This window comes from Aeromonas sp. 600774, assembly GCF_049175075.1.
Classification (GTDB): Bacteria; Pseudomonadota; Gammaproteobacteria; order Enterobacterales; family Aeromonadaceae; genus Aeromonas; species Aeromonas veronii_A.
Genome location: NZ_JAAKUJ010000011.1, coordinates 31,038 through 57,816, shown reverse-complemented (window position 1 = coordinate 57,816; position 26,779 = coordinate 31,038). Strand labels below are relative to the sequence as shown.

At 58.6% G+C, this 26,779-nt stretch carries 28 protein-coding genes; 17 read left to right on the top strand and 11 right to left on the bottom strand.

All coding sequences use genetic code 11. The annotated features are described in order from the left end of the window. Positions 1–5: 5 nt before the first annotated feature. A complete protein-coding gene (locus tag G5171_RS13245) occupies positions 6–278 on the top strand; it encodes an oxidative damage protection protein (RefSeq protein ID WP_005343152.1) in 273 nt (90 codons plus the stop codon). 114 nt (positions 279–392) lie between these two features. After that, positions 393–1,496 carry a membrane-bound lytic murein transglycosylase MltC gene (gene mltC / locus G5171_RS13240; RefSeq protein WP_216979516.1) on the top strand — a complete coding sequence of 368 codons (1,104 nt, stop codon included), beginning with the start codon at positions 393–395 and terminating at the stop codon, positions 1,494–1,496. Positions 1,497–1,582: 86 nt separating this feature from the next. Here the strand turns inward: mltC and G5171_RS13235 are convergent, their stop codons facing one another. After that, positions 1,583–1,969, bottom strand: a complete 387-nt coding sequence (locus G5171_RS13235; protein WP_216979515.1) for a YgiW/YdeI family stress tolerance OB fold protein — start codon at positions 1,967–1,969, stop codon at positions 1,583–1,585. Between the two features lie 253 nt (positions 1,970–2,222). Between G5171_RS13235 and G5171_RS13230 the strand changes: the two genes are divergently transcribed. After that, complete coding sequence (locus tag G5171_RS13230) at positions 2,223–3,260, top strand: SGNH/GDSL hydrolase family protein (RefSeq protein ID WP_069526899.1); 1,038 nt, start codon at positions 2,223–2,225, stop codon at positions 3,258–3,260. Positions 3,261–3,525: 265 nt separating this feature from the next. Then, the gene (gene ompA / locus G5171_RS13225; protein WP_216979514.1) at positions 3,526–4,563 is read left to right on the top strand and encodes a porin OmpA; all 1,038 of its coding nucleotides are present in this window, start codon (positions 3,526–3,528) and stop codon (positions 4,561–4,563) included. A gap of 130 nt (positions 4,564–4,693) precedes the next feature. Here the strand turns inward: ompA and G5171_RS13220 are convergent, their stop codons facing one another. Further along, on the bottom strand, positions 4,694–5,716 hold the full coding sequence (locus G5171_RS13220) for a GGDEF domain-containing protein (protein ID WP_047434508.1): 1,023 nt from the start codon (positions 5,714–5,716) through the stop codon (positions 4,694–4,696). Positions 5,717–5,850: 134 nt separating this feature from the next. Here G5171_RS13220 and rnr point away from each other — a divergent pair, with 134 nt between their 5' ends. The 4 genes from rnr to G5171_RS13200 are packed head-to-tail and all read left to right on the top strand — an operon-like array spanning position 5,851 to position 10,083. After that, entirely contained in the window at positions 5,851–8,250 is a 2,400-nt protein-coding gene (gene rnr / locus G5171_RS13215) for a ribonuclease R (RefSeq protein WP_421244389.1), read from the top strand. Beyond that, positions 8,247–8,996 (top strand): 23S rRNA (guanosine(2251)-2'-O)-methyltransferase RlmB, encoded by a 750-nt coding sequence (gene rlmB, locus G5171_RS13210; protein WP_005343163.1) that lies wholly within the window; start codon positions 8,247–8,249, stop codon positions 8,994–8,996. The genes rnr and rlmB overlap by 4 nt, the downstream gene beginning before the upstream one ends. Before the next feature lie 2 nt (positions 8,997–8,998). Further along, positions 8,999–9,571 carry a Crp/Fnr family transcriptional regulator gene (locus G5171_RS13205; protein ID WP_421244388.1) on the top strand — a complete coding sequence of 191 codons (573 nt, stop codon included), beginning with the start codon at positions 8,999–9,001 and terminating at the stop codon, positions 9,569–9,571. 56 nt (positions 9,572–9,627) lie between these two features. Beyond that, positions 9,628–10,083, top strand: coding sequence for a GNAT family N-acetyltransferase (locus G5171_RS13200; RefSeq protein ID WP_216979511.1), 456 nt, complete (start codon positions 9,628–9,630; stop codon positions 10,081–10,083). Positions 10,084–10,155: 72 nt separating this feature from the next. Here the strand turns inward: G5171_RS13200 and srmB are convergent, their stop codons facing one another. Continuing rightward, on the bottom strand, positions 10,156–11,379 hold the full coding sequence (srmB, locus tag G5171_RS13195) for an ATP-dependent RNA helicase SrmB (protein WP_005335816.1): 1,224 nt from the start codon (positions 11,377–11,379) through the stop codon (positions 10,156–10,158). Positions 11,380–11,498: 119 nt separating this feature from the next. On the opposite strand from srmB, the gene G5171_RS13190 reads away from it, so the two are divergent. From G5171_RS13190 to brnQ (G5171_RS13180), 3 genes are all read left to right on the top strand, one after another. Beyond that, positions 11,499–12,209, top strand: coding sequence for a tRNA1(Val) (adenine(37)-N6)-methyltransferase (locus tag G5171_RS13190; protein WP_421260301.1), 711 nt, complete (start codon positions 11,499–11,501; stop codon positions 12,207–12,209). A gap of 191 nt (positions 12,210–12,400) precedes the next feature. Further along, positions 12,401–13,705, top strand: coding sequence for a branched-chain amino acid transport system II carrier protein (gene brnQ, locus G5171_RS13185; RefSeq protein ID WP_157161477.1), 1,305 nt, complete (start codon positions 12,401–12,403; stop codon positions 13,703–13,705). A gap of 457 nt (positions 13,706–14,162) precedes the next feature. Then, positions 14,163–15,440, top strand: a complete 1,278-nt coding sequence (brnQ, locus tag G5171_RS13180) for a branched-chain amino acid transport system II carrier protein (protein ID WP_421260326.1) — start codon at positions 14,163–14,165, stop codon at positions 15,438–15,440. A gap of 73 nt (positions 15,441–15,513) precedes the next feature. Here the strand turns inward: brnQ (G5171_RS13180) and G5171_RS13175 are convergent, their stop codons facing one another. Genes G5171_RS13175 through zur form a run of 3 tightly spaced genes read right to left on the bottom strand, consistent with a single transcriptional unit; the run spans position 15,514 to position 16,658 of the window. Next, a complete protein-coding gene (locus tag G5171_RS13175) occupies positions 15,514–15,744 on the bottom strand; it encodes a hypothetical protein (protein WP_157161479.1) in 231 nt (76 codons plus the stop codon). A 4-nt stretch (positions 15,745–15,748) separates the two neighbouring features. Then, entirely contained in the window at positions 15,749–16,210 is a 462-nt protein-coding gene (locus G5171_RS13170) for a chemotaxis protein CheX (protein ID WP_005343179.1), read from the bottom strand. Continuing rightward, on the bottom strand, positions 16,200–16,658 hold the full coding sequence (gene zur / locus G5171_RS13165; protein ID WP_005335805.1) for a zinc uptake transcriptional repressor Zur: 459 nt from the start codon (positions 16,656–16,658) through the stop codon (positions 16,200–16,202). Before zur ends, G5171_RS13170 begins: the two co-directional genes overlap by 11 nt. A 137-nt stretch (positions 16,659–16,795) precedes the next feature. Here zur and dusA point away from each other — a divergent pair, with 137 nt between their 5' ends. Further along, complete coding sequence (dusA, locus tag G5171_RS13160; protein ID WP_421260300.1) at positions 16,796–17,782, top strand: tRNA dihydrouridine(20/20a) synthase DusA; 987 nt, start codon at positions 16,796–16,798, stop codon at positions 17,780–17,782. Between the two features lie 63 nt (positions 17,783–17,845). Here dusA and G5171_RS13155 read toward each other — a convergent pair whose 3' ends face one another. The 3 genes from G5171_RS13155 to G5171_RS13145 all read right to left on the bottom strand — a co-directional run bounded on the left by G5171_RS13155 (position 17,846) and on the right by G5171_RS13145 (position 21,564). Continuing rightward, positions 17,846–19,405, bottom strand: coding sequence for a methyl-accepting chemotaxis protein (locus G5171_RS13155; RefSeq protein ID WP_421260299.1), 1,560 nt, complete (start codon positions 19,403–19,405; stop codon positions 17,846–17,848). 136 nt (positions 19,406–19,541) lie between these two features. Further along, positions 19,542–19,841, bottom strand: coding sequence for a hypothetical protein (locus G5171_RS13150; RefSeq protein WP_013723462.1), 300 nt, complete (start codon positions 19,839–19,841; stop codon positions 19,542–19,544). A gap of 118 nt (positions 19,842–19,959) precedes the next feature. Further along, a complete protein-coding gene (locus tag G5171_RS13145) occupies positions 19,960–21,564 on the bottom strand; it encodes a peptide ABC transporter substrate-binding protein (RefSeq protein ID WP_421260298.1) in 1,605 nt (534 codons plus the stop codon). 184 nt (positions 21,565–21,748) lie between these two features. On the opposite strand from G5171_RS13145, the gene G5171_RS13140 reads away from it, so the two are divergent. Further along, positions 21,749–22,456 (top strand): ParB-like protein, encoded by a 708-nt coding sequence (locus tag G5171_RS13140; protein WP_139461962.1) that lies wholly within the window; start codon positions 21,749–21,751, stop codon positions 22,454–22,456. Positions 22,457–22,550: 94 nt separating this feature from the next. On the opposite strand, the gene G5171_RS13135 is transcribed toward G5171_RS13140, so the two are convergent. Continuing rightward, entirely contained in the window at positions 22,551–23,210 is a 660-nt protein-coding gene (locus G5171_RS13135) for a CatB-related O-acetyltransferase (protein ID WP_421250992.1), read from the bottom strand. A gap of 283 nt (positions 23,211–23,493) precedes the next feature. On the opposite strand from G5171_RS13135, the gene G5171_RS13130 reads away from it, so the two are divergent. Continuing rightward, positions 23,494–23,922 carry a DUF2753 family protein gene (locus G5171_RS13130; RefSeq protein ID WP_005335785.1) on the top strand — a complete coding sequence of 143 codons (429 nt, stop codon included), beginning with the start codon at positions 23,494–23,496 and terminating at the stop codon, positions 23,920–23,922. Between the two features lie 17 nt (positions 23,923–23,939). On the opposite strand, the gene G5171_RS13125 is transcribed toward G5171_RS13130, so the two are convergent. After that, positions 23,940–24,689 (bottom strand): enoyl-CoA hydratase-related protein, encoded by a 750-nt coding sequence (locus G5171_RS13125; RefSeq protein ID WP_421260297.1) that lies wholly within the window; start codon positions 24,687–24,689, stop codon positions 23,940–23,942. Between the two features lie 90 nt (positions 24,690–24,779). On the opposite strand from G5171_RS13125, the gene G5171_RS13120 reads away from it, so the two are divergent. From G5171_RS13120 to G5171_RS13110, 3 genes are all read left to right on the top strand, one after another. Beyond that, positions 24,780–25,229 carry a copper chaperone PCu(A)C gene (locus G5171_RS13120; RefSeq protein WP_421250994.1) on the top strand — a complete coding sequence of 150 codons (450 nt, stop codon included), beginning with the start codon at positions 24,780–24,782 and terminating at the stop codon, positions 25,227–25,229. 95 nt (positions 25,230–25,324) lie between these two features. Further along, on the top strand, positions 25,325–25,957 hold the full coding sequence (locus G5171_RS13115) for a TIGR04219 family outer membrane beta-barrel protein (protein WP_421250995.1): 633 nt from the start codon (positions 25,325–25,327) through the stop codon (positions 25,955–25,957). A 128-nt stretch (positions 25,958–26,085) separates the two neighbouring features. Continuing rightward, positions 26,086–26,766 (top strand): SDR family oxidoreductase, encoded by a 681-nt coding sequence (locus G5171_RS13110; RefSeq protein ID WP_005363016.1) that lies wholly within the window; start codon positions 26,086–26,088, stop codon positions 26,764–26,766. Positions 26,767–26,779: the final 13 nt, after the last annotated feature.

The window sequence follows — 26,779 nt, the reverse complement described above, 5'->3', positions numbered from 1 at the left end:
TCAACATGAGCCGTACTGTATTTTGCCAACGCCTGAAAAAAGAGGGCCCGGGTCTGGACTTCCAACTTTATCCCGGTGAGCTCGGCAAGCGAATTTTTGACAACATCAGCAAGGAAGCCTGGGCCGAGTGGCAGAAGAAGCAGGTGATGCTGATCAACGAGAAAAAGCTCAACATGATGAATCTTGAGCATCGCCAACTGCTGGAAAAAGAGATGGTCAGCTATCTGTTTGATGCAGGTGAAGTGCAGATCGAAGGTTACACCCCTCCCAGCCAGTAAACGATTGAACTGTAGTACCTGTGAGCGGGGATTGGGCCAAAGGTGGCTAGCCTCCCCTTGTTTACTCGCGGCATATGAATGATGGGCGGCAGTGCCGCCCGGTTTGAGGATCCTATGGGCCGAATTTTCTGGCTGCTGTGCACCCTGCTGTTTCTCTCTGCCTGCTCATCCTCCCCCAAGCCCAGCGGGAGTGAGGATGACGATCTCGTCAACGGCAAGGACATCCGCGGTTTTGAACACATGATCAGTGCGCTTTCCCATAATGTGAACGAGATATGGGGACGAGAGGCGCTGTTTGCGGGCAAGTTTGACTACGTCAAATACACGGATCAGTACAAGAGCCGGGCCCATATTGACTTCTCCAGCGGCCATATCATGGTCGAGACTGTCTCCGGCATCGACCCGCGCGCTCACCTGCGTCGCGCCATTATCGAGACCCTGCTTACTCCGGACGATCCAGCCGAAGTGGACCTTTACTCCGATCGGGAAATCATGCCCGGTGGCGAGCCTTTCCTCTACGGTCAGGTGCTGGACAATCAGCGCCAGCCTATTCGTTCATCCTGGCGTGCCGAGCGCTACGCCGACTATCTACTCAACACTGCGATGAAGAAGCGTACACTGGGGATTCGCACCATCTTCTTCGTCGATATTCCCATGGTGGCCAACCACGAAGACAGACGGGGCTACAAGTATGCCAGCCTGATCCGTGAAGCTTCCCGCAAATACGGGGTCTCTGAAAGCCTGATCTATGCGGTGATCAAGACCGAGAGCAGCTTCAACCCCTATGCGGTGAGCCATGCCAATGCTTATGGACTGATGCAGGTGATCCCGGCTACCGCGGGTCGTGATGTCTATGTGCGGGTCAAGGGTAAGAGTGGTCAGCCTACCCGGGAAGACCTGTTTAATCCGGCTTACAACATCGATGTCGGTACCGCCTATCTGCACCTGTTGCAGACCGTCTATCTGGCAGATATCCAGGATCCCCAGTCCCGCCGCTATGCGGTGATCTCCGCCTATAACGGCGGTGCTGGCGGGGTGCTCAACACCTTCTCCAGCGATCGCAAGGCGGCCCCCGGCATGATCAACCAGCTCTCCCCCGAGGCGGTCTATCAGGTACTGACCGAACAGCATCCCAAGGCAGAGGCACGGCGCTATCTCTACAAGGTCAATCAGGCCGAGAAGGGATTCAAACGCAGTTTTGCCAGCCGCTCCGGTTAACTGGTTGCAGTCGTCGACAGAAAAAAGAAAAGGGCGCTTTCAACAGCGCCCTTTTTACGTCTGGCCAGTTCATCGTAGAAGTGGCCTTATTTGGCAATAAAGCCGCCTTTGGCCTTGGGCGCTGCGCCCACCTTTTCCAGGGTTTCTACTTCCACTTCAGTCTTGTTCCAGCTGTGGTCCACTTCACCACGAATGCGGATCAGGTCGTCCGGACCCACTTCGGTGCCGCGCCACACATCCTGATCCACTTCGACCTCAACCTCGCCACTGGCATCGCGGAATAGATAGTTCTCGCCGCCCAGATGCTTGACCAGTTTCCCTTCCAGGGTGGCCCAGCTGTCATCGGCCAGATCTTTCAGTTGAGCAACGGAGACCTTGTTCTGCTCCTGCGGGCCTGTGTAGGCCGCCATGGCAAAAGAGGAGACAGACATCAGGGTTAACAGTCCGATTACGCTTGCGCTTGCCTTGTTCATTTCATACTCCTGTCGTTGGTATGAGGGCATTGTGCTGTGCAGGGCGTGAAACAAGCGTGAAAGATAAACCCATTGTGATTGGCTGTTTTGTGAGCGCAAGCGATTTCATCGATGGCGGAACATGTGTGATTTCATATGGAACTGTAATCTGTCGCCTTCACCAGAAGTCAGTGGCAGCAGACTCTTCCCATGCCTGTCGCCATTCGAGGAGAAGCCCGCAGGTCTCACCTGCTTAATCGAAGAGCATAACAATATGAAAAAATGGCTTGTTTGTTTATTGGGGTTAATGGCATTGACTGCGCAAGCGGCAGAGGGACGCCAACCTTTTTCCCGGGTCGTGATGTTTGGTGACAGCCTCTCCGATACCGGCAAGATGTACAAGAAGATGCGGGGGTATCTCCCCTCCAGCCCACCTTACTTCAACGGGCGCTTCAGCAACGGCCCGGTGTGGCTGGAGCAGTTGGGTGACGAGCGTTTCCCCGGTCTGGTCGTGGCCAACGAGGCGGAAGGCGGTGCAACGGCGGTGGCCTATAACCATCTGGGTGCCCTGAATGGCTGGCTCGGTTTCTGGTCCTGGGATCCCAAATATCAGGTGATCAACAACCTCGATTACGAGATCGACCAGTTCCTGAAAAAGGACAAGTTCCGCCCCGATGATCTGGTGGTGATCTGGGTCGGTGCCAACGATTATCTGGCCTATGGCTGGAACACCGAGCGGGATGCGGATCGGGTGATCGATACCATCCGGCTGGCATCCAACCGGTTGGTGCTCAACGGCGCGCAGCAGATCCTGCTGTTCAACATTCCTGATCTGGGGCAGACCCCGTCAGCCCGCAGCATGAAGGTGGTGGAGAAGGTGCGCCATGTGGCCAGCTACCACAACCAGAAGTTGCAGAACCTCACTCGCGAGCTGGCTCCCCTCGGCATAGTGAAGCTGTTCGAAGTGGACAAGCAGTTTGACGAGATGATGCGCGATCCTCAGCAGTTCGGGCTGAGTGACACAGAACACGCCTGCTACGGTGGTGGCTATACATGGAAGCCGTTCTCCGGCAGCGCCGCCGAGGTGGCTGCGACCCCGGCTTTGAGTGTCTCCGAAAGAGTGGCTATTGCCGGTAACCCGATCCTGGCGCAGGCGGTGGTGAGCGGGCAGGCAAAAGGACGAGCAGCGACTCTCAACTGCGATGAGCATATGTTCTGGGATCAGGTGCATCCGACTAAGACGGTGCACAAGGTACTGAGCCAGCGTGTTGCTGACTTTATCGATCAGCACTACGAGTTTGTTCGTCACTGATATCGCTTCGGGCCAGCATGTTGCTGGCCTTTTTCTCATATCTGCCCTCATCTGTGCGTCTTTTTGCGTCACATTCAGTTCAAATAACAAACGTTTGTTGCTGTTTTTGTAACGTGGTTGCGTTAGAGTGTTTTTTGTTAATTGATATCAGTGACTTGAAAATAGGCTAACGTTGATATGCTGCGATCGCTTTTGGGTGGTTGCACCTATAAGACGAGGTGATATCAATCAACCTCCTCCTACATAAAGTTGCAGAGGCTCAAACATGAAAAAATCATTGATTACCTTGCTGGTTACCGGCTTGCTGGCGGCCAATGCCCAGGCTGCCGGTCAAGACAACACCTGGTATGGCGGTGCCAAACTGGGTTGGTCCAACTTCTACGGCATTGATGAAAGCAATGCCCTGACCCTTGGCAATGAGACCAACGATGCCTTGGGTGCAGGCGTGTTTGGCGGTTATCAGATCAACAAGAATCTTGGACTGGAGCTGGGTTACGACTACCTGGGCAAATATAAATACGACGCAGTGAAGAGCGGTGCAGCTTTTAGCGATGAGGTGACTGCACAGCTGGCTCAACTGACCCTGAAACTGGGTTTCCCAGTTACCGATAATCTGGATCTGTATGGTCGTGTCGGTGGCGGTTATGGCTGGGCTGATACCAAGAGCGATGTCTACAAAGATGACAGCCGCTTTGTCATGGTCGGAGCACTGGGTGCCGAGTATGCATTCAACCTCGACTGGGCTGCTCGCCTGGAGTACCAGTACACCACCCCGTATGGCAGCCGCGATGATACCGGTCTGAGAATGGATAACGGCCTGCTCTCGCTGGCTGCGGTTTATCGCTTTGGTCAGGTTGCCCCTGTGGCGCCCGCCCCAGCTCCGGAACCTGCTCCTGCACCTGTGATGGTTGAGAAGCAGTTCACCCTGAGCTCCGATGTGCTGTTTGACTTCAACAAGGCGACTCTCAAGCCAGAGGCCAGTCAGGCACTTGATAGCCTCTATAGTCAGATTGAACAAGCACGACCCAAAGATGGCGTGGCAACCGTAATTGGTCACACCGACCGTATCGGTTCCGATGCCTACAACCAGAAACTCTCCGAGCAGCGTGCCCAGACCGTTGCCAACTATCTGGTTGGTAAAGGGATTCCGGCCGCCAAGATCAATGTGGAAGGGCGTGGTAAATCTTCACCGGTTACCGGCGACAGCTGCGTCAGCAAGTCCAAGCGTGAGCTGATCGTCTGCCTGGCTCCGGATCGCCGTGTTGATGTGAAAGTCGAAGGTGTCAGCGAGGTGCAGGAGTAATCCTTCACACTGAGCTGCTCTTCACTGGGGCTGGAATGAACAGCCCCTGTCGGTGCAAGAGAGACCAAAAAGCCAGTCAGTTGAGCTGACTGGCTTTTTACATTGGCATTGCGGTCGGGCAGGGGACAAATCAGGAAGGGAGCGGCATCACCCGGTTGCGCCCCAGCTCCTTGGCCTTGTAGAGCAGCTTGTCGGTACGTTCGACCAGACAGTCTGCGCTCTCCTGACCGTTGAACTCACCCACGCCAAACGAAGCTGTGATGTGGTCGATGCGGCGGCCCGATTTGCGATCCAGAATCGACATCCGCTCGATGGCGCGGCGCATGCTTTCCGCCATCTGTCTGGCCAGCGCCAGCGAGCGATGGGGGACCAGCATGGCGAACTCCTCCCCACCCAGCCGATAGGCAGTGACCCCCTCCTTGCAGGCATCGCGCAGCCGTTTGCTAAAGGCACGCAGCACCTGATCGCCGAGCAGGTGACCGTACTCGTCGTTGAAATTTTTGAACCGATCGATATCGGCGAGGATCAGTGAAAAGGGGTGCTGACTGCGGATCAACCCCTCCAGCTCCAGATCGAAGGCTCGGCGGTTGAGCAGGTTGGTGAGAGCATCCTCGTTGGCCAGTTTGCGGGTTTCGTTGAGCGCGGCACGCAGCTCCTTGATCTCCTTCTCGGCATTGCTGAGCTGGCTGCGAAAGTGCATGGTGGACATGCGTACATCCCGCGATTCGCGCACCAAGTCTCGTAAGATGCCCATGGTATCTTCCAGGCTCAGCCCCTCATCGTCGATCTTGCTTAACTTGTCGAAGCTCTTGTCGAGCATCTCCTGAAACATACCGGTATCGGAGATGGCATCTTGCATCGAGTGACCCAGTTCATTGGCCATGGCGGCAAGGTTGAGCTTCATCGCCTCCATCTGCTGTTCGTCCTGCGCAGCCAGATATTGGTGATAGAGGCGCTCGCAGGTAGTGAGGGAGCAGGTTCCCTGCAGTTTGATGGCTTGATCGATCGCCTGGTTGAGTTCGGGCATGCTGGCCGAGACATAGTTGTACCAGAGGTGGTAGTTGTCCGGCGTAGTTGGGATTTGGTACTTGATCATCAGGGGAACTGCCTGCTTGAGATAGGCGGCAGATTGGGCAAATGTATCCTTACTCATGAGTTCTATGTCTCATCATGCCAGCGAACTGCACATAGTATGACAGAGAGATTGGCCAAAAGGCAGCCGATGGATGCCATTCGCCCCCCCCTCCGATATAATGGCACCGTTACCACCAATCCTAAGGCCTGCTTATGTCTCAAAAAGATCCTTTCCTCGAACGCGAGGCCGAAAAATACGAAAACCCCATTGCAAGTCGCGAGATGATCCTCGACCTCATCAAGGGCCATGAAAAGCCGATGTCACGGGAAGAGCTGGCAAAGGTCCTCAAGCTGACGGAAGAAGAGCCTCTGGAGGCCCTGCGCCGCCGCCTGCGCGCCATGGAGCGCGATGGTCAGCTGGTCTTTACCCGCAACCAGTGCTACGCCCTGCCGGATCGCCTGAATCTGGTGAAAGGCTATGTACTTGGTCACAAGGATGGCTTCGGTTTCCTGCGTCCGGAAGGTGGTGGTCCGGATCTGTTTCTGAATAACCGAGAGATGCAACGCCTGATGCACGGCGACTATGCGCTGGTGCAACCGACCGAGATCGACCGCAAGGGGCGTCAGGAAGCACGTCTGGTGCGTCTGCTCAAGTCACGCGAAGCGGATATCGTCGGTCGTTACTTCGTCGAAAACGGTGTCGGGTTTGTGGTACCCGACGACAGCCGCATCGGCCAAGACATCATCATCCCGGAAGGGGAGAACAAGGGCGCTCGCCAGAGCCAGGTCGTAGTCGTGCGCATCAATCAGCGCGCCACCGCCCGTTTCAATGCGGTCGGTACCGTCTTGGAAGTGCTGGGCGAAAACATGGCGCCCGGCATGGAGATCGAGATAGCCCTGCGTACCCACGGCATTCCGCACACTTGGCCGGAAGAGGTGATCAAGGAGGTTGCCGGTCTGGGCGAGCAGGTGCCGGAGAAGGCCAAAGAGGGTCGTATAGACCTGCGTGCCCTGCCGCTGGTCACCATCGACGGGGAAGATGCCCGTGACTTCGATGACGCCGTCTTCTGTGAAGCCAAGCGCGGTGGCGGCTGGCGTCTGTGGGTCGCCATTGCCGACGTTTCAGCCTACGTGAAGCCGGGCACGGCGCTGGATGCCGAAGCGTATCAGCGCGGCAACTCCGTCTACTTCCCCGAGTTCGTGGTGCCCATGCTGCCGGAGGTGCTCTCCAACGGCCTCTGCTCGCTCAATCCGCAAGTTGACCGTCTCTGCATGGTGTGCGAGATGACCATCTCCGCCGCTGGCCGCATGTCCGGCTACAAGTTCTACGAAGCGGTGATGAACTCCCATGCCCGACTGACCTACACCAAGGTGGCGGCGATCCTCGACGGGGATCCCAAGCTGCGTCAGCAGTACGAGCCGCTGGTGGGCCATATCGAGGAGCTCAACAACCTCTACAAGGCGCTCAAGCATGCCCGCCATCAGCGCGGTGCTGTGGAGTTCGAGAGTGAAGAGACCCGCTTCATCTTCAACGCCCAGCGCAAGATCGACCGTATCGTGCCGCTGGTGCGCAACGACGCCCACAAGATCATCGAAGAGTGCATGATCCAGGCGAACGTGGCCGCGGCCCGCTACATCGAGAAGAACGAGGCCGCCGCCCTGTTCCGCGTGCACGACCGTCCGGGTGAAGAGCGTCTGACCGGTTTCCGTGACTTCCTGGCCGAACTGGGTCTGGAGCTCAAGGGCGGTCTCGAGCCCGAGCCGAAAGATTTCGCCGAGCTGGCTGCCAAGTTTGAAGGGCGCCCGGATGCGGAGCTGCTCTCCACCATGCTGCTGCGCTCCATGCGTCAGGCCATCTATCAGGCCGACAACATCGGTCACTTCGGCCTGGCCCTGAAGTCCTACGCCCACTTCACCTCGCCGATCCGTCGTTACCCAGACCTGATCCTGCACCGTGCGATCAAGTATCAGACCGCCAAGGAGCAGCAGGCCAACCTGCGCCACAAGTGGACCCCGAGCGGTGGTTACCACTACCAGCTGGAAGAAGTGGATCCAATGGGCGAGCACTGCTCCATGACCGAGCGCCGTGCCGACGATGCCACTCGCGATGTGGCCGACTGGCTCAAGTGCGAGTACATGCTGGATCATGTGGGTGACGAGTTTGACGGCGTTATCGCCAGCGTCACCGGCTTTGGCTTCTTTGTCCGCCTGGCGGAGATCCACATCGACGGTCTGGTGCACGTCAGCACCCTCACCAACGACTACTACCAGTTCGACCCGCTGCACCAGCAGCTGATCGGCGAGAACTTCCGCCGCCGTTACCGTCTGGGCGACAAGGTGCGGGTCAAGGTGATGGGCGTCAATCTGGATGATCGCAAGATCGACTTCGTGATGGTCGAAGAGCCGCTCAAGGCCACCGGCAAGAACGCCAAAGAGATGGCGCGCAAGCAGGCCGAGATCAAGAAAGAGAAGGCCAAGAGTGCCGAGCGCCACGAAAAGCGCAAGGAGAAAGGGGGCAAGGACCACGGTAAACCCGCCAAGGGTGGCCGTGCCAAACCCAGCAACAGACGACCGGGCAAAAAAGCTCACGACAAGGCCAAGAGCACTAAATGAGTACTGAACTGATCTACGGCATTCACGCTGTATCCGCGCTGCTGGAGCGCACCCCGGAGCGTTTCATCGAGGTATGGGCGCTGAAAGGGCGGGATGACGACCGGCTGCAACCCCTGCTGGCCGAGCTGGAGTCCCTCGGCCTCAAGGTGCAGAGCGTGAACCGCAAGACCCTTGATGACAAAGCGGAAGGCAACAATCACCAGGGTATTATGGCCCGGGTGAAAGAGGCGCCCAAGCTCGCCGAGCACGATCTGGCCAGCCTGCTGGACGAGTTGGCGGCACAACAGAGCCAGCCCTTCCTGCTGGTGCTGGATGGCGTGACCGATCCGCACAACCTCGGCGCCTGCCTGCGCAGCGCCGATGCTGCCGGGGCTCATGCTGTCATCGTGCCGCGGGACAAGGCCACGGGTCTCACCCCGATCGTGCGCAAGGTTGCCTGTGGCGCGGCCGAAGTGGTGCCGCTCATTCAGGTCACCAACCTGGCCCGCACCCTGCGCGAATTGCAGGAGCGCGGCGTCTGGATCGTCGGCACCGCTGGCGAGGCCGATCACGACCTCTATCAGGCCAAACTGACCGGCCCGATGGCGCTGGTGATGGGTGCCGAAGGTAAAGGTATGCGTCGCCTGACCCGCGAACATTGCGACGAGCTGGTGAGCATCCCGATGGCAGGGGCGGTATCCAGCCTCAACGTCTCGGTGGCGACCGGCGTCTGCCTGTTTGAAGCCGTGCGTCAGCGTCGCTGTTAATCATGCTGACTGACAGACCCCCCTTCGATTGGGCGCAGGTCGCAGATAGAGAGGAGGCCGCGCGCCTCCTCTCTTTTGCCCGCCCGCTGACCCTCAGCCCGAAAAGCTGCCTCTGGCATGCCGGCGACAGCCCGGATCTGCTGGTCAGGGTGGAGCAGGGGCTGCTGCGGGCCAAGCTGGTGCTGGAGGATGGCCGCGAGTACATCAAGGAGTTCTACTGGGAGGGGGACGAGTTTCTCGACTTCCACCACCTGCTTAGTGGCGAGCCAGCCCGCTACAGCGTGGAGGCGCTGGAACCCTGCCATCTGCAGCTGTTCAGTCTGGCCGACTTGCGCCAGCTGCCCGGCTGGCCGCGCTGGTACCAGCACCTGTTGGAGGTGCAGCTGCGCATCAAGGAGGAGAAGGAGCAGTTGCTGCTGACCGGCAGCCCGCAGGCGCGCTATCAGCACTTTCTCGACAGTTTTCCCACGCTTGATGCCAGAGTGCCCGACCACCAGATCGCCGCCTATCTTGGCATTACTCCCATCAGCCTGAGCCGCATTCGCAAACGGCTGAAAGAACTTAACAAAGGTTAATGCAGGGGGCGGGCGCCACGATTATGCTGGCAGGCCGAACTGATAAGGAGTTGCCGATGAACTGGATCCTGAAACCCTGGTCTGAACTGACCACTGACGAGTTGTATGAGTTGCTGGCGCTGCGGGCCGAGGTGTTCGTGGTGGAGCAGACCTGCCCCTTTCAGGATCTGGACGGGCTGGATCGCCGCGAAGGGGTCTGGCACCTGCTAGGGTATCAGGGCGACCAGCTTGCTGCTTACGCGCGGATTATGGCGCCCGGCATCGGCGATGAGAGCGGCGCCGCCATCGGCCGGGTGGTGACCTCACCCAAGGCGCGCGGCGGTGGTCTTGGTCATAAGCTGATCAGCGAGGCGGTCAAGGCGTGTGAGGCGCGCTGGCCGACTCACAGCATCTGGTTGGGGGCGCAGGCCCATCTGCAAGGCTTCTACGGCCAGCACGGTTTTGTGGCGGAAGGGGAAGGCTATCTCGAAGATGATATCCCCCATATGGGAATGCGCAGAGTGGCGGCATAACCACTCGTCAGAGTGATTCAGAATGCAGAAGGGCCATCCCGCGGGATGGCCCTTCTCTTGATCGCCAGGCGATCACTTCTTCTTTTTCTTCTTGGCGGACTTCTTCTTGTCGACCGGCTTTTTCTTCTTCACCGGTACCCGCGCTTCCTTGTGTTTCGGGCGCAGCTCGTCGATCACCCGGCGCTTGAGGCGCTCTTCGGTGTAGCGTTCGATCTTGGCGACCATCGCCATGTCGTGGGCTTCTACCAGGCTGATGGCACAGCCACGGTTGCCGGCGCGGCCGGTACGACCGATACGGTGGACGTAAACATCGGCGCCGTAGGGCATGTCGTAGTTGATGACATGGCTGACGTTCGGCAGGTCGATGCCGCGGGCGGCGACGTCGGTGGCGATCAGGAAGGGTACTTCCCCTTCGTGGAACTTGCGGATCGACTCGATACGCTTGCTCTGCTCCATCTCGCCACGGATCCAGGCGCAGGAGATACCTGCCGCCTGCAGCTGGCCGGAGAGCTCCGCCAGACGCTCGCGAGTCTTGACGAAGATAATGGCCTTCTGGGTTTCCGGATCTTTCAGGATGTGGGTCAGCAGCGCCAGCTTGTGGGCGGCGTCATCGGCCAGATGGATCCACTGGGTAATGGGGCGACGTTCGCTGCGGGGAGGTTCGGCATGCAGCTCCACCGGATCCTTGAGGATCTCGTTGGCGAACTTCTCAAGGCCGGCCCCTTCCAGGGTCGCGGAGAAGAGCATGGTGTGCTTGCGGTAGCGCGCCTCTTCCACGATGCGGTTCACATCCTTGATAAAGCCCATGTCCAGCATGCGGTCCGCTTCATCCAGCACCAGCACTTCGATGTCGTGGCTCTCGAACTCCTCTTTCTCGATGTATTCGAGCAGACGGCCCGGGGTGGCCACCACGATGTCGGTGGTTTTGGTCAGGGCAGGCAACTGCTCTTCATGGCTGACGCCGCCGATGATAGTCTCGATGCTGAGGTTGGTGTGTGCCGCCAGCGCCTTGGCGTGGGCGGTCACCTGCAGCGCCAGCTCGCGGGTCGGGGTCAGGATCAGCATGCGGCAGGGGCCCGGCTTGCGGCGCGGGAAGTCCAGCAGGTGCTGGAGTGCCGGCAGCAGGAAAGAGGCGGTCTTGCCGGTACCGGTCGGAGCGGATGCCAGAATATCGCGGCCGTCCAGGGCTGGCTCCAGCACCATCTGCTGGATGGTGGTGGGGCGGGTGAATCCCATCTCGGCCAAGGCCCGGTTGAGGGCTGGGTGCAGGTCGAAATCATCAAAGGACTGGCTCATGGCAATACTCGGTCATTAAGGAAACGGCAGATTATAGGCGATTATCTCGTCGGCTCCTATTGGTGAGTGTGTCTTAGCCGCTATAATCGCCCACCATTTTTGCAGATGACGGGGGCCAGATGGGACGTAGTCGCGGATTTACCTTCAAACAGTTCCATATCAATCACGATCGCTGCGCCATGAAGGTGGGCACCGATGGCATTTTGCTCGGTGCCTGGGCGCCGGTCGAACAGGCGCGTCGAGTGCTCGATATCGGCACCGGCAGCGGCCTGATCGCTCTTATGCTGGCCCAGCGCAGCAGATCTGACTGCCGTCTTGATGCGGTCGAACTGGATATTAATGCGGCCAGTCAGGCGCGGGAGAATGCGGCTGCCTCTCCCTGGGGCGATCGGGTGACCATCATAGAGAGTGCCATTCAGGATTATCAGGCAGCCCCTTACGATCTTGTCGTCTCCAACCCTCCCTATTTCGTGGCTGGCCAGTCATTTAGCGATCCGGCGCGGGCGTTGGCCCGCCATACCGGCGCCCTCGACAGCCACGCATTACTGGCGGCCTGCAATCGTTTGCTGAGCCCGAACGGGCAGGTAGCGCTGGTGCTGCCGACGGCGATGGCCGATGAAATTTTATGCATTTCGGCGAATTATGATCTGCATGGCATTTGTTATACAGCTGTTATCACCAGAGAGGGTAAAGAGGCAAATCGTGTTTTATTGCTACTTGGCAGAGGATTAAACAGGTGTGAGAGGGATGAAATTGTTATCCATTCTGCTGATGGGGCCTATTCCGACAGATATATCCAACTGACCAACCCCTTCTATTTGAAGATGTAAATTTCGTCTTGAACTATTTTTTCACGCCATTATGCTGGTTCCAGATCGAGCGCCCGCTCCAGACCAGCTAAAACCACTGGTTGCGATGAAAAAACATGCGGGGCTCTTTTTTTATACCCCCTGAACACACCCGGTCAGCGACCGATAAAAACTATAACAAGCAATAATTTACAAGACAGACGAGGTTGAACTTGACGAAATCACTCACATTGTCCGATGTACTCGGATTAGGGTTTATGACCTTCGCCTTCTATCTGGGCGCCGGTAACATCATTTTCCCGCCGTTGGCCGGTTACATGGCTGGTGAGCACCTCTCCCTGGCGATGTTTGGCTTCCTGGTCACTGCCGTGGGCCTGCCTTTGGTGACCATTCTGGCCGTGGCGAAAGCCGGTAACGGTTGGGCTGGCATGACCAAGCTGCTGCCTGCAGGTGTCGCGACTGCGCTGGCTGTTGCCATCTATATCATCATAGGCCCGGCCTTTGCCGCGCCTCGTACCGGTCTGGTTGCCTACGAGATGGGCCTCAAGCCGTTCATCGGTGATATGGGGCAAGCGGGTCTGGCTGCCTATACCGTGATCTTCTTTGGTGTGGCCATTCTGGTCTCCATGAACCAGGGCAAGCTGATGGACGCCATCGGCAAATACCTGACTCCGGTACTGATGCTGCTGCTGCTGACTCTGGCGATCGGGGTATTTGTTGCGCCGCAAGGCTCCATGCCTGATGCGTCCGGTGACTATCAGAATAGCCCCTTCGTCAAAGGGATCCTGGAAGGCTACAACACCATGGACACCCTGGCGTCCCTGATGTTTGGCGCCCTGATCGTCGATCTGCTGCGCCAGAAAGGCATCAACGATTACAAGAGCCAGTTCAAGTATCTGGCCATTGCCGGCCTTATCTCTGCCGTTGGTCTGAGCGTGGTGTACGTCTCCCTGTTCCAGCTGGGTAACACTGCAGCCGGTGTGGCGACCGATGTCAGCAACGGTGGCGCCATCGTCAACGCCTACGTACTGAGTCTGTTTGGTCAACCGGGTCAGTTCATTCTGGCGGCCATCATCACTCTGGCTTGCTTCACCACTGCCGTCGGTCTGATCTCCGCCTGTTCCGATTTCTTCCACAATCTGACCGGCATGGCTTACAAGAAACTGGTGGTGTTGCTGGGCGTTATCTGTGCCGTGGTGGCCAACGTGGGTCTGAGCCAGTTGATCAGCCTCTCCATTCCGGTGCTGGTTGCCATCTATCCCGTTGCCGTGGCGCTGGTACTGGTCACCTTCCTGAAGGGTTATTTCGGCCGTCCCCGTCTGGTGTTCCGTGGGGTGTTGATGGTTGCCTTCCTGTTTGGTTGCCTGGATGGTCTGGGTGCTGCCGGCATGAAGATGGATGCGTTTGCCTTCCTGCCGCTGTTCGACAAGGGCCTCGCCTGGCTGATGCCGACCCTGCTGGCCTGCGTAGTTGGCATGATGGTGCGTCCGACCGAGATGGCTGCCGAAGCTGCCTGATCACGCCCGATGTGATATTGCCAAGAGCAAGAGCCTGCCCCGTGCAGGCTCTTTTGTTTTCTGTGAGCTTCGTTTCTCGCCTCGCTTTACACTGCCGTAGTTGTCACCGTTCGCAGATAGCATCTGAGCAGCCGTATTTGGCCGCTATAACCTGTTCCCCCCTTCTTACCTCCCATACGCCACGTGTGACACCTGTTTATGGAACGCCGAGTTGTTCGGCGATTAATTCCGCAGCAGTAAATTGTTTCAAGATATTAATTGGTGATTGAGATCGAACTCTTCTTCTTTATGCTAAAGATGGTGCGCCTCATCCGGTCCGAGGGCCGTGTGGGGGCGAGAGGTATTGTTACCGGTTATCTGCCAGGCAGTGGGTGCAATCAATAACAAGCTGATAAGGCAGATGAGGTTGAGTTTGACGAAATCATTGAAGTTGTCCGACGTATTCGGATTGGGGTTTATGACGTTTGCCTTCTATCTGGGGGCTGGCAATATCATTTTTCCGCCGCTGGCCGGTTTTATGGCTGGTGAGCATCTGCTGGCCGCCATGTGCGGCTTTTTGCTGACGGCAGTGGGCTTGCCGCTGATCACCCTGATTGCGGTGGCCAAGGGGAGTTCGGGGGGCGGCGCGAGTGGCTGGACCGGAATGACCCGCTATCTGCCCGCCGGGGTGGCGACGGCGCTGGCCATCGTCATCTATATCATCATGGGGCCCGCCTTTGCCATTCCCCGCACCGGTCTGGTCGCCTACGAGATGGGGCTCAAGCCCTGGCTCGGCGATGTCGGTCATGAGGGGCTGCTGATCTACACCCTGAGTTTCTTTGCGCTGGTGATCCTGGTGGCGCTCGATCGGGGCAAACTGCCCGATGCGGTCGGCAAGTATCTGACTCCAGCCCTGATGGCGATGCTGCTTATTCTGGCGGTCGGGGTCTTTATGACGCCGCAGGGCACCATGCCTGATGCCAGCGGTGAGTACATAGATGCAGCCCTGACCAAGGGGATGCTGGAGGGGTACAACACCATGGATACCTTGGCCTCCCTGATGTTTGGCGCCCTGATCATCGGGTTGCTGCGCCAGAAGGGGATTGAGGATTATCGCAGCCAGTTCAAATATCTGACCATTGCGGGCTTGATCTCGGCGGTCGGGTTGTCGGCGGTGTATGTCTCACTCTTTCAGCTGGGCAACAGCGCCGGTGGGGTTGCGAGCGATATCAGCAATGGCGGCGCTATCGTCAATGCCTACGTCCTGAGCCTGTTTGGCCAACCGGGTCAGTTTATTCTGGCTGCCATCATCACCCTGGCCTGTTTTACCAGTGCGGTCGGCCTGCTCTGTGCCGGTGCTGACTACTTCCATGGCCTGACAGGTTGGGCCTATCGCAACTGGGTGATGCTGCTGGGGGCGCTCTGTGCACTGGTGGCCAATGTGGGGTTGAGCGAATTGATCGGCCTCTCCATCCCGGTGCTGGTGGCCATTTATCCGGTCGCCATCGCGCTGGTGCTGCTCACCTTCCTCAAGGGGTGGTTTGCCCATCCACGGCGGGTGTTTCGCGGCGTGCTGGCGGTCGCCTTTCTGTTTGGCTGTCTGGATGGGCTGCGAGCTGCCGGTATGAAGATGGATGCGTTTGCTTTCCTGCCGCTGTTCGACAATGGCCTTGCCTGGCTGATGCCGACCCTGCTGGCTTGCGTGGTAGGGATGGTGGTTCGCCCGCCCGAGAAGCTGGCTGCCGAGGCGGCTTGATTCAGAAACAACGAGATAGCAAAGAGGCCAGCATCTGCTGGCCTCTTCTGTTTCTGCCGAATCCGTTACCGGATCAGATTTGCGGGCCTGACGGCTTGGGTTTACCCTCCAGACCATACCAGTGGGTTTCCACCCGTCCGGCATGCCACTCGAAGGTGCCCCAAGGCTGCTTGGTCTCCCAGCGCGGGAAGTTGATGAGTACCCGGTTATCCTCGTATTTGTAGAGGGAGGTGCTGATCTGAATGTCCGACAGGATCAACAGCAGGGCCCAGCAGATGAAAATCCATTTCAATGCTTTCCACATAGGGTTACTCGAAGCAGATTTCGATGGTGGCGCGACCGAAATCCGATTCGAACGGCATCATGATCTTGGTGCCATCGGCACGGTGGGTGATGGTGTGGTTGGGGCCTGAGACGATGATGGGGGTCGCCATGTCAAACTCGTAGCCCTTCTCACCTAGCATCCGCTTGGCACCGCCGGTCACCATGTTGGTGATTTCACCGACCATGTCGGTCACCTCTTCGTTGATGGAGGCGGGCGCTTCCCCCAGCATACGGCGCATGATCTCCAGCGCCAGCCCCTTCTCGAAGCTGATGGAGAGGGAACCACGGGTCTGCGGGCCGACCATGCCGATCAGGCCGGAGACGTCGCCGCGCGCCAACTCATCCATCTTACGCTTCGGTTTGCCCGGTTTGAGTTCCAGCTGTGCCATGGTCGAGAGCACATTGAGCAGGGATAGCAGGAACGGATTTACAAAATCAGCCTTCATGATGACTTCCTACAGTGGGCGTACAACGGGCACATTGGCCATGTGCCTCTATCGTCTTATTGGTAATAGTAAAACCATGCAAGTGGGCCTGCTCGGAAAACGCGCTATCGATCGCCGTATCGTGAAGCTCGACCACATCCCCGCACTCGTCGCAGATCAGCAACTGCATCGGGTGAGCGTGATCGAAGTGGCAGCAGAAGATAAACGCGTTGAGAGATTCCACCTTGTGAGCAAAGCCCTGTTCGAGCAAAAAATCGAGTGCCCGATAGACGGTTGGCGGCTTGGCATTGGCTTCGGTTTGTTGCAACTGGGCCAACAAATCATAGGCGCTGATGGCGTTGCCGTGTGCCGCCAGCAGGCGAAATACCTGACGCCGGGTCGGGGTGAAGCGGATCCCTCGCTGTATACAGAGTCGCTCGGCTCGTTGTAAAAGTTGGTCTTGATTCATGATCGCGCAGATACCCTTTCTATTAGCCGGATACTATCACAGGGCCTCGCATGGCGCGGCGACAAAATTCATTTTCTGGGGCTGCTTCACGTTGTGATAAAATCCGCCCCTTTCTTTAGCCAACCCGGATGATTTTTATGCAGGCGCAGCGTTTTTCCATCGCCCCCATGCTGGACTGGACTGATCGGCATTGCCGTTACTTTCACCGACTGATGAGCCGCCAGACCTTGCTCTATACCGAAATGGTGACCACCGGCGCCATCATCCACGGCAAGGGGGATTATCTGGGTTACAGCGAGCAGGAGCACCCCATTTCCCTGCAGCTGGGTGGCAGCAATCCGGCCGATCTGGCGCGCTGTGCCAAGTTGGCCGAGGAGCGCGGCTATGACGAGGTGAACATCAACGTCGGCTGCCCCTCCGATCGGGTGCAAAACGGCCGCTTTGGTGCCTGCCTGATGGGTGAACCGGCGCTGGTGGCGGACTGCGTCAAGGCGATGCGCGATGTGGTCGATATTCCGGTGACGGTGAAGACCCGTATCGGCATCGACGATCAGGACTCCTACGAATTTCTGCAGGCCTTTATCGAGCAGGTGCGCGATGCCGGTTGTGACACCTTCATCGTCCATGCCCGCAAGGCATGGCTGAGTGGCCTGAGTCCCAAGGAGAACCGCGAGATCCCGCCCCTCGATTACCCTCGCGTCTATCGGGTCAAGCAGGATTACCCGGATCTCACCATCGCCCTCAACGGCGGTGTCACCTCCATGGAGCAGACTCTGGAGCACCTGCAACACGTGGACGGTGTCATGATGGGGCGTGAAGCCTATCAGAACCCCTACATTCTGGCGCAGGTGGATAATCTGGTGTTCGGCCAGAATAACGCCGTGCCGAGCCGCCATGAAGTGGTGCGGATGATGCTGCCCTATATCGAGCAGGAGCTGGCCAAGGGCAACTATCTCTCTCACATGACTCGCCACATGCTGGGATTGTTCCAGAATATGCAGGGGGCCCGCGCCTGGCGCCGTCACCTGAGTGAGAACGCCTGCAAGCCGGGGGCGGGTATTCGGGTGGTGCTGGATGCCATGGCCAAGGTGCCGGAGTTTGCCGCCAGCGAGCAGGGCGAATAACTCTCCTGTCAGGCAAAGCGAAAAAAGCGCGTCAGTTGACGCGCTTTTTTGATCGCTGTCGCTTCAATATCTGAACTGGTTGATCAGCCGCGAGAGATCCTGCAGCCGCTCTACCAGCAGGGTGATGCCATCTAGCGCCTGCCTGCTGTTGTCGGCGGTGTGGCTGGCAAGTTGGTGGATCTGGTGCACCCCTTCATCGAGGGTCGCCGTCACATCGGCCTGCTGACTCACCGCCTGGGCGATCTCGTCACTGGTGCGGGTCACCTGCCCCAACATTTGGTTTATCTGGGTGAGCACGTCGGCGGTGGTGCCCGCGTGCTGTTGGCAGCGTACCGAGGTCTGCGCCCCTTGTGTCATCCCGTCCGACAGCTGTCGTGTAGTCTGTTGCAGCGCCTGGATCATCTCGTGGATCTCGCTGGTCGAGGCACGGGTCTTCTGGGCCAGCGCCCTCACTTCATCCGCCACCACGGCAAAACCGCGCCCCTGTTCACCCGCCCGGGCGGCCTCGATGGCCGCATTGAGGGCGAGCAGGTTGGTCTGGTCGGCGATTTGACTGATCACCTCCAGAATACCGCTGATCTTCTGGCTGTCGCTGGTGAGCTGGGCCAGCACGGCGTGGTTGGCATCCAGCTCCTGATGGAGTTGGTTGACGGCAGATCGGGTGGTCGCCAATGCTTGCAGCCCCTCGTCGGAGACCTGCTGTACCTCTATGACCAGATTGCTTGCCTCATGGGCACTGTGGGCCACATCCCGAATTGAGTGGCTCAGCTCGGTGATGGCGGTCGCCAGCTGCTCGCTGTGGGCGCGCTGCTGCTGCAGATGAGTATCAATGGTCTGGATATTGCCCCGGTCATCTTCGGCTGCCTGCAGGATCTGCTGGTTGGTGTCGGCGCTGCGCCCGACCACGGCCTTGAGTTCGGCCTGCTTCATCCGCAGGGCCAGTTCGACGGCCGCCAGAGTGTCGCGCCGTCGGGTGTAGAGCACCTGACAGAGGCGGGTTCCCTTGTCTTGATCGGCAAGGGTGAGCAGATGAGCCAGCCGTTGCTGCAATCGCCAGCCGTGGATTGCCTGTGCCAACAGCAACAAGGCGGTGGGCAGCAGCCATAACATGTTGCCGGTGGCAAAGGTAGCAAGGGTGGTGAGCAAGGCAGAAGCGGAGAGCCAGAGGGTCAGCTGACCCGGTTCAAAGTGAAAGCGGCTCAGCCAGGGAAGCGCCTTGCCGCTGCGCAGCAGGCCATAGAGCTGCTCGGCCCAGGCCACATCGCTGGCGGCGGGTTTGGTGCGCACCGACTGGAACTCGACGATCTCCTTCTGCGCATTGAGGATCGGGGTGACGTAAGCGTTTACCCAATAGAACTGACCGCTTTTGGCGCGGTTCTTGACCAGCCCCATCCAGCTTTTGCCCTGTCGCAGCCGTTGCCACATGTCGGCGAAGGCCGCCTTGGGCATGTCGGGGTGTCGCACCAGATTGTGGGGTACCCCTTCCATTTCGGCAGCATCATACCCGGCCACATCACAGAAGTGCTGGTTGGCGTAGGTAATATGACTGGCGGGATCCGTGGTCGAGATGAGTGCAATGTTGTCGGGGAAGTGTATCTCCCCCTCCTGATGGAGTCTGGTCATGTGTCGTTCCTGAAAAGCCAACTAACTGATAAATATATTTTTTATTGTCGTTCTCAGTTAATCATTCTAAGGCTCTTCAGTGCCCCGAACTTGGCTTGGGTCAATTAATCAACACAATGAATTGATGGAGTGAGGGTCAGCTGGCCGGTGTGAAATCGTGAACTTCACCCTTTCTTGGGGCGAGGCGAGGATCATCATCTTTGTACTCATGCACAAGCTGCATGGTTTTGCAGAAGCTGGCCTGCTTGTCGTACTCCTGACGAGCCAACTCGATGGCCCGTTCGGCCCGGCGCCGTTCCATCTTGTCAGACTTGCGATCGCTGAACTGTTGCTGCTGATGCAGCATCCAGCCGACAAACTCTTGCTGGCATTGGGATTCGCTGTTGGCCTGGGCAGGCAGGGTCCACAACAACGAGAGCAGTATCAAATAACGCATGTCTGACTGGATATTGAAGATTAATTGAACAGAAGGGGCGGCATTTTAGGCTGGAAATCGGGATGTGAACAGTATCAATAGCGAGGCCCCGCAGGGTCTCGCATCGTTGTGGCCGGTGTCAGTGTTTGACGAGGTAGAGTTGGCGGCTGTAGGCCACATCTTCCGGGTTGTTGATGGGGTAGCCCTTGAGCCATGGCTTGATGAGCCGGGCATTGGTGTACTGGTAGATGGGGGCAATGGGGGCTTGATCCAGCAGGATCGCTTCCGCCTCGCCAAACAGCTTGCTGCGGCTGGCGGCATCCTGAGTGCTGGCCGCCTCTGCCAGCAGCTGGTCATAACGGGCATTGGCAAAGCCTGCCATATTGCCGCTGTGACGGGAGCCCCACAGGCCAAGGAACGCAGAAGGGTCGTTGTAGTCGGCGACCCAGGAGGAGCGGATCACCTCGAACTGACCGCTCTGGCGACTGTCGAGATAGGTTTTCCACTCCTGATTGGTGAGCTCGACCTCGGCGCCCAGCTTCTGCTTCCACATGCTGGCAATCGCCAGTGCCATCTTCTTGTGAATTTCCGCGGTGTTGTAGAGCAGGGTCAGCTTGAGCGGCTTGTCCGGGCCGTAACCGGCCTCCTTGAGCAGGGCCTTGGCATTGCTGTCCAGCTCCGGCTGGCTGCTGGTGGAGAGCAGGTTGGCAGCCGGGGTAAAGCTGGCGGTCACATCCGGAGTGAAGTGATAAGCCGGTTTCTCGCCGGTGCCGAGCACCTTGTCGGCGATCAGGGCGCGGTCAATGGTGTAGGAGAGTGCCTTGCGCACCCGCACATCGTTCAGTGGCGCCTGACGGGTATTGAAGGCGTAGTAGTAGGTGCCGAGCTGATCCGGGGTGTAGACCTCATTCGGGATCTGCTGCTTCAGCTTGTCGTACTGCTCCTTGGGGAAGGATTCGGTGATATGCAGATCGCCCGCCAGATAGCGGTTGGTGGCCGCGCTCTCCTGATTGATCGGCATGAAGATCACCTTGGTCAATACGGTATGGGCCCGATCCCAGTAATATGGGTTGGGGGTCAGCTCCAGCTTCTCGTTGACCACCCGGTTGTTCAGCACAAAGGCACCGTTGCCCACCAGTTTGCCGGGTTGGGTCCACTGGTTGCCGTACTGCTCGATGCTGGCCTGATAGAGCGGCGACAGGCTGGGGTGGCTCAGCAGGTTCAGGAAGTAGGGCACCGGTTGGGAGAGGGTCACCTTCAGGGTGTGGTCATCAAGGGCCTTGACCCCCAGTTCGCTGGCAGGCAATTTTCCAGCGACTATTTCGTCCACCTTGTCGAAACGGGCCAGCTGGGCGAACCAGGCGAAGGTGGCCGCCTCTTTCGGGTCGACCAGCTTGCGCCAGCCGTAGACGAAGTCACCGGCCTTGACCGGATCGCCGTTGGACCAGCGCGCATCCGGGCGCAGATGGAAGGTAAAGAACTGGTTGCCCTTGTTCTCCCAGCTGGCCGCCACCCCGGCAACCGGTTTGCCATCCGGCCCCTGGGTCAGCAGCCCCTCGAACAGATCCCGCAGTACCTGCAATTCCGGCAGGCCGACCAGCTTGAGTGGGCTCAGGCTTGCAGGTTCATCCTTGAGGTGGCGAACGACAATCTGCTCGGCGGCGAGTTGTGTTCCGGCGGGAATATCGGCAGCCTGGACAGCAGCACAGCCCAGCAGGGCCAGCAAGGGGGTCCATCCTTTCATGGGTCGGATCCTTCAAATAGTGTGAAGCGGGGAGAAAACTCGGCGAGAAAATATCGCCGACAGATGGGAAATCATGATATCCCGTTTGCTGGTCTGACCGCCAGCATTCGACTCTCACTCCCAATCGGGGTAGAAGAGCGTTCCCGGCGTCTGTGCAGTTCAATGTGGTGAGGAGTGTCAAACGATGAAAGCATGGTTAGTGCTGGCCTGTGTGTTGAGCCAGGGTGCCTGGGCGTTGGCCCCGTGCCAGAGCGACACGGCGGTGGGCAACTGGTGCGAGATCGGCATCGATGCCTTGCACCCGACTCAGGGGGGCGTCGGCCAGATCCAGGTCGATGAGACCCAGGCCACATTGGCTGGCATGAGCGCAAAGCAGCTCGACAAGTTGATGAAAAAGAAAGAGATCCCCGTGGTGATTGCGCCGGATGGCAGTTACTGGCTGGTGGACAGGCACCATCTCACCAAGGCGTTGTGGCAGCAGGGCGTCAAGGATGCCCGGGTCAAGGTGATTGGCCGCCTGCAGGACAAGGCTAACTTCTGGAGCCAGATGCAGAACAACCACTGGGCCTGGCTCAAGGATGAGAAGGGGCAGCCGCTGACCCCGGAGCAGTTGCCGACCAGCATCGACAAGCTGCCTGATTACCCCTATCGCACCCTCGCCGGACTGCTGCAGAACGCGGGTTACTTTCGCAAGGATAAACAGGTCTATTTCGTCGAGTTTGCCTGGGCCAGCTGGCTCGGCAAGCAGATGCAGTGGATGCCGGTGGACAGCGCCAATCTGGCGGCCCGCCTGCAACAGGCCAAACGGCTCGCCTGCGGCAGCGATGCCAAGGATCTACCCGGTTATCCCGGCAAGCAGTGCAGCCTCAACCAGTCCAAAAGCGCGCAATGAGTGGATGTGCGATGACGGCATCCAGAGCATGCCGGAGATAAAAGAGGGCGACCCCAGGGTCGCCCTTCTGCTGTCAGCTACTGGTTAGCGGTGGTCACTCATGGCGCTCCGCCCAGCGGGCAGCCGCCTGCTCAAGCAGGGCGACTTCGCCTTGCTGGATCAGCGGTAGCAGATCGTTGACCTGTTGATCCGGCCAATCCCACCAGGCGAGGGCCTGTAGCCGGGCAATCTCCTCCTCGCCAAAGCGCATTCGCACCACCCTGGCCGGGGTGCCCGCCACCATGGCATAGGGCGGCACATCCTGATTGACCAGCGAGCGGGCGGCGATGATGGCACCGTCGCCGATGGTGACGCCGGGCATGATCATCGCCTCCATGCCGATCCAGACATCGTTACCGATGCGGGTATCGCCTGCGGGGCGGTAGCTGCGCTGGAGCGCCGCCAGATCGGCGAACGGATAGGTGCTGATGAAGGCCGTGTTGTGGGTGTGGTTGCCACCCATGATGATCTTTACCCCGGCGGCAATCTGCACATAGTCGCCGATATGGAGACGGTCGATATGCCAGAGCGGCTCCCAGCCGGTTTCCGGGCTGCGGCTGAAGGGATCGCCATGGAGGTAGCGCACTGCCACCTCTTCGAAGGGGCCATCCCAGGTGCCCGAGTAGTAGCTGTGCTGCCCCTTTAGGCAGATATTGGGGTTGGTCACCGTCAGGTGCAGGTATTCGACCTGCGACCAGTGTTGGCAGGGGTTCATGTTGGTACTCCTTTGCTGAATGGATCGGTGGGTTGCGTTCGCGTGAGCGCAGCTAATAGATCCAGACCAGCATGCGGGGCACGCAGAGCAGGGAGCAACCCAGCATCAGCGGGAGGCGTGGTCGCATTCTGGTGTGCTCCAAAGAAGAGGGAAGGGCGCGATCATAAGGTCGGGCGCCGGGTTTGCCAAGGTTGCGCAGAGATCCTGCACTAACCCTCTGGTTGATATTTATTCTCAATTAGCCATGATAACACTCCCACCATAACGGATTCGGGAGAGCGAAATGACACCGCAAAGTTGGCAACGATACATGCTGGAGGCGGAGCGTGCCTGGCAGGCCGGTTCGCTGGGGGCGGCGATCTGCTTTTATCAGCAGGCGCTGGGGGATGTTTACGAGATGACCCAGGTCGAGTTGACCGAACTGGCCACCATGCGAGTCGCCACCTGTCACCGGCTGGCCGACTTCTGGCGGGCGATGGATGAGCCGACTTACGAGCTGCGCTACCTGAAACTCGCCTCCGAGCTGGTCACTGCGCTGGTGCCACAATGCCCCAACCGGGAGTGCGAGGCGCTGATCAGCGAGTTGGGTTGCTGTCGAGGAGCCCTGCTCGCGTTTCTCAAGCGTCACCCCAATCCGGAAATTGCCCGGCTGATCCAGTTGCAGGACAAGGTGCAGGGCTGCGAGCTGATCGGCCGTTTTCGCCTCAACTGAACGGATGTGGGCGCGGCTCAGCCCCGCCGTTTGAGTTTCTGGGCGATCCGCTGCTGCGCCTCTTCCCCTTGCAGTGCCTGGGCGAAGGCGCGCGCCTCCAGATCGATGACAAAGTGCACCGCCTGTTTGAGCTCCTGTTTCAGCAGCGCCTTGCTCTTTTGCAGCGCTCTGGGCGGCTTGGCCGCCAGCTTCAGCCCCTGCTCGCGGGCAAAGGAGAGCAATCCATCGGCCGCCACCACCTTGTTGGCGAGCCCGAGTTGCAGCGCCTCCTCGGCATCCATCGCCTCGGCCAGCAGCAACAGCTCTGCCGCCTTGAGGTGTCCCACCAGACGTGGCAGCAGCAGGCTGGAGGCAAACTCCGGCACCAGTCCCAGCTCGACAAAGGGGAGCTGCAAGCGGGCGTTATCCCCTAGATAGACCAGATCGCAGTGCAGCAGGATGGTGGTGCCAATCCCCACCGCCGGACCGCCAACAGCGGCGATCACGGGTTTGGGGAAGTCGGCCAGGGTGTGGAGGAACTGCAGGATGGGGTCGTCGGGCTCCAGCGCGCTTTTGCCCATGAAATCGGCCAGATCATTGCCCGCGGTAAAGCAATCCTGCTGCCCCTGCAACAGCAGGACATGCACCTCCTCATCGGCTGCCGCCTCTCGCAGCGCTGCCACCAGTTGCTTATAGAGCTCGGTATTGAGAGCGTTGCGCTTGTCGGGGCGGTTGAGGGTCAGGGTGAGCAAGCCATCCTGCTGCTCGGCAATGAGAATGGGGGGCATGTCTAAATCCTTGTTATTGAAAGGTGCAAAAAAGGTTGCTGTTGGGGTAACCTTGGCGCCGTTTAACAACATCATAAAAGGATTTCAACCATGTTTAAACGTGCGTTTTATTCTCTGCTGGTTCTGGGGATAGCTGCGCCTGCACTGGCCAAGGTCGAGGCCGTCGACGGTTATGTGCGCCTGTTGCCGCCGGGCTCCCCCAACACTGCCGCCTTTATGGTGCTCAAGAATGACGCCGACCAGCCGGTCAAGCTGGTGGCGGCGGCCTCTGCGGCGGCGGGGCGTGCCGAGCTGCACACCCACCTGCACGAAAATGGTGTGATGAAGATGCGTCAGGTCGAGAATATCGAGATCCCGGCCAAGGGCGAGGCGGTGCTGAAACCGGGCAGCCTGCACATCATGTTGTTCGAGGTGGGCACGCTCTCCGAGCAGACCCCTTTCCCGCTCACCCTCACCATGGACGATGGTCAGAAGCTGGAGCTGTCACTGCCGGTGAAGCCGATTGAGCCGATGGCAGAGATGAAGCATATGAAGCACTGACATTTGTCGTCGTTTGTTCAGGATTGACGCTGGGTATTTTGGCTGCACCGAGTAAAATAGTGCTCTTTTCCATGTATGCAAGAGGAAGTGACGTAATGAAAAAGACGCTGATTGCCGGTTTTGTGCTGGCTCTGTGCAGCCAGAGTGCCATGGCCGCTGACGACTGGCGTTTTGCCGCCGGTGCCGACGTATGGGCCGCCAAGGGCAGTGGTCAGGCTTATGGCACCAGTGCTGATGGCAGCTATGACGACAGCTACAACTGGAACGGCTATCTGCAACTGGAACACGGTATCATCTTCCTGCCGAACGCCAAGTTTGAAGTCTCCGATTTCAGCACCTCCGGCGGCAACTTCAAAAACGATCTGACCGCCTACGATCTGAGCCTCTACTACCGTCTGTTCAACAACGATCTGTTCAAGATCGATCTGGGTATGACCGGTCGTCACTACGATGGCGAGCAGGTCTACTTCGGTCGCAAGGGTTATGACGAAGATACCCTGATGGCCTATGCCGGCAGCGAAGTGAAGATCCCGGGCACCGGCATCGCCTTCTTCGGCGATCTGCGCACTCACGATGCGGACAACTATGACTACCGTCTGGGTGGTTCCTACAAGTTCTCCTCCATGCCGATCAAGCTGCGTGCCGGCTGGCGTGAAGCCAAGGTCGACTTCGCCAATATCAACCAGTCTGTCGATGGCTGGTTCATGGGTGGCGAATTCACTTTCTAATCTGACGTTGTCTGACAACGGGGGTGATATTCTTCGCCAACATCTATCAGAGCATTCTGTCGATGGATGGTTCATGGGCGATGAATTCACTTTCTAATCTGACCGTCGACTGACGACGAGGAGCGATAATGGGCCACATCATAGTGACAGGTGCCGGTTCTGGTCTCGGCCGGGCGCTGACCATCGGACTGGTTGAGCGGGGTCATCAGGTCTCCATGATGGGGCGCCGTTATCAGCGACTGCAGGAGCAGGAACAACTGCTCGGCAGCGCGGTGATCGGCATCGCAGCCGATCTGGCGCACCATGAAGAGGTCGATGTCGCCTTCGCCGCGGCGGTGGAGTGGGGCGGCCTGCCCGACATGGTGATCCACTGCGCCGGGGTGGGCGAGTTTGGCCCGGTCGGTGTTTACACCGCCGAGCAGATCCGCCGGGTGGTGGAGAGCAACCTCATCTCCACCATTCTGGTGGCCCAGCAGACGGTGCGGCTTATCGGTGAGAAAGGCGGAGTACTGGCCAATGTGCTCTCCTCCGCCGCTCAGGTAGGCAAAGCCAACGAGAGCCTCTACTGCGCCTCCAAATGGGGGATGCGCGGCTTTCTGGAGTCGTTGCGCGCCGAGCTGAAAGGCTCACCGCTGCGGCTGGTCAACCTCTACCCGAGCGGGATCCGCAGCGAATTCTGGGATAACTCGGATCATGTTGACCCGAGTGGTTTCATGACTCCTGAAGATGCGGCGGCCTATATGCTCGACGCACTGGAAGCCAGAAGCAGCTGCCACGTGACCGATCTCTTTATTGGTCGTAATCCCTGAGGCGGATCTCCGT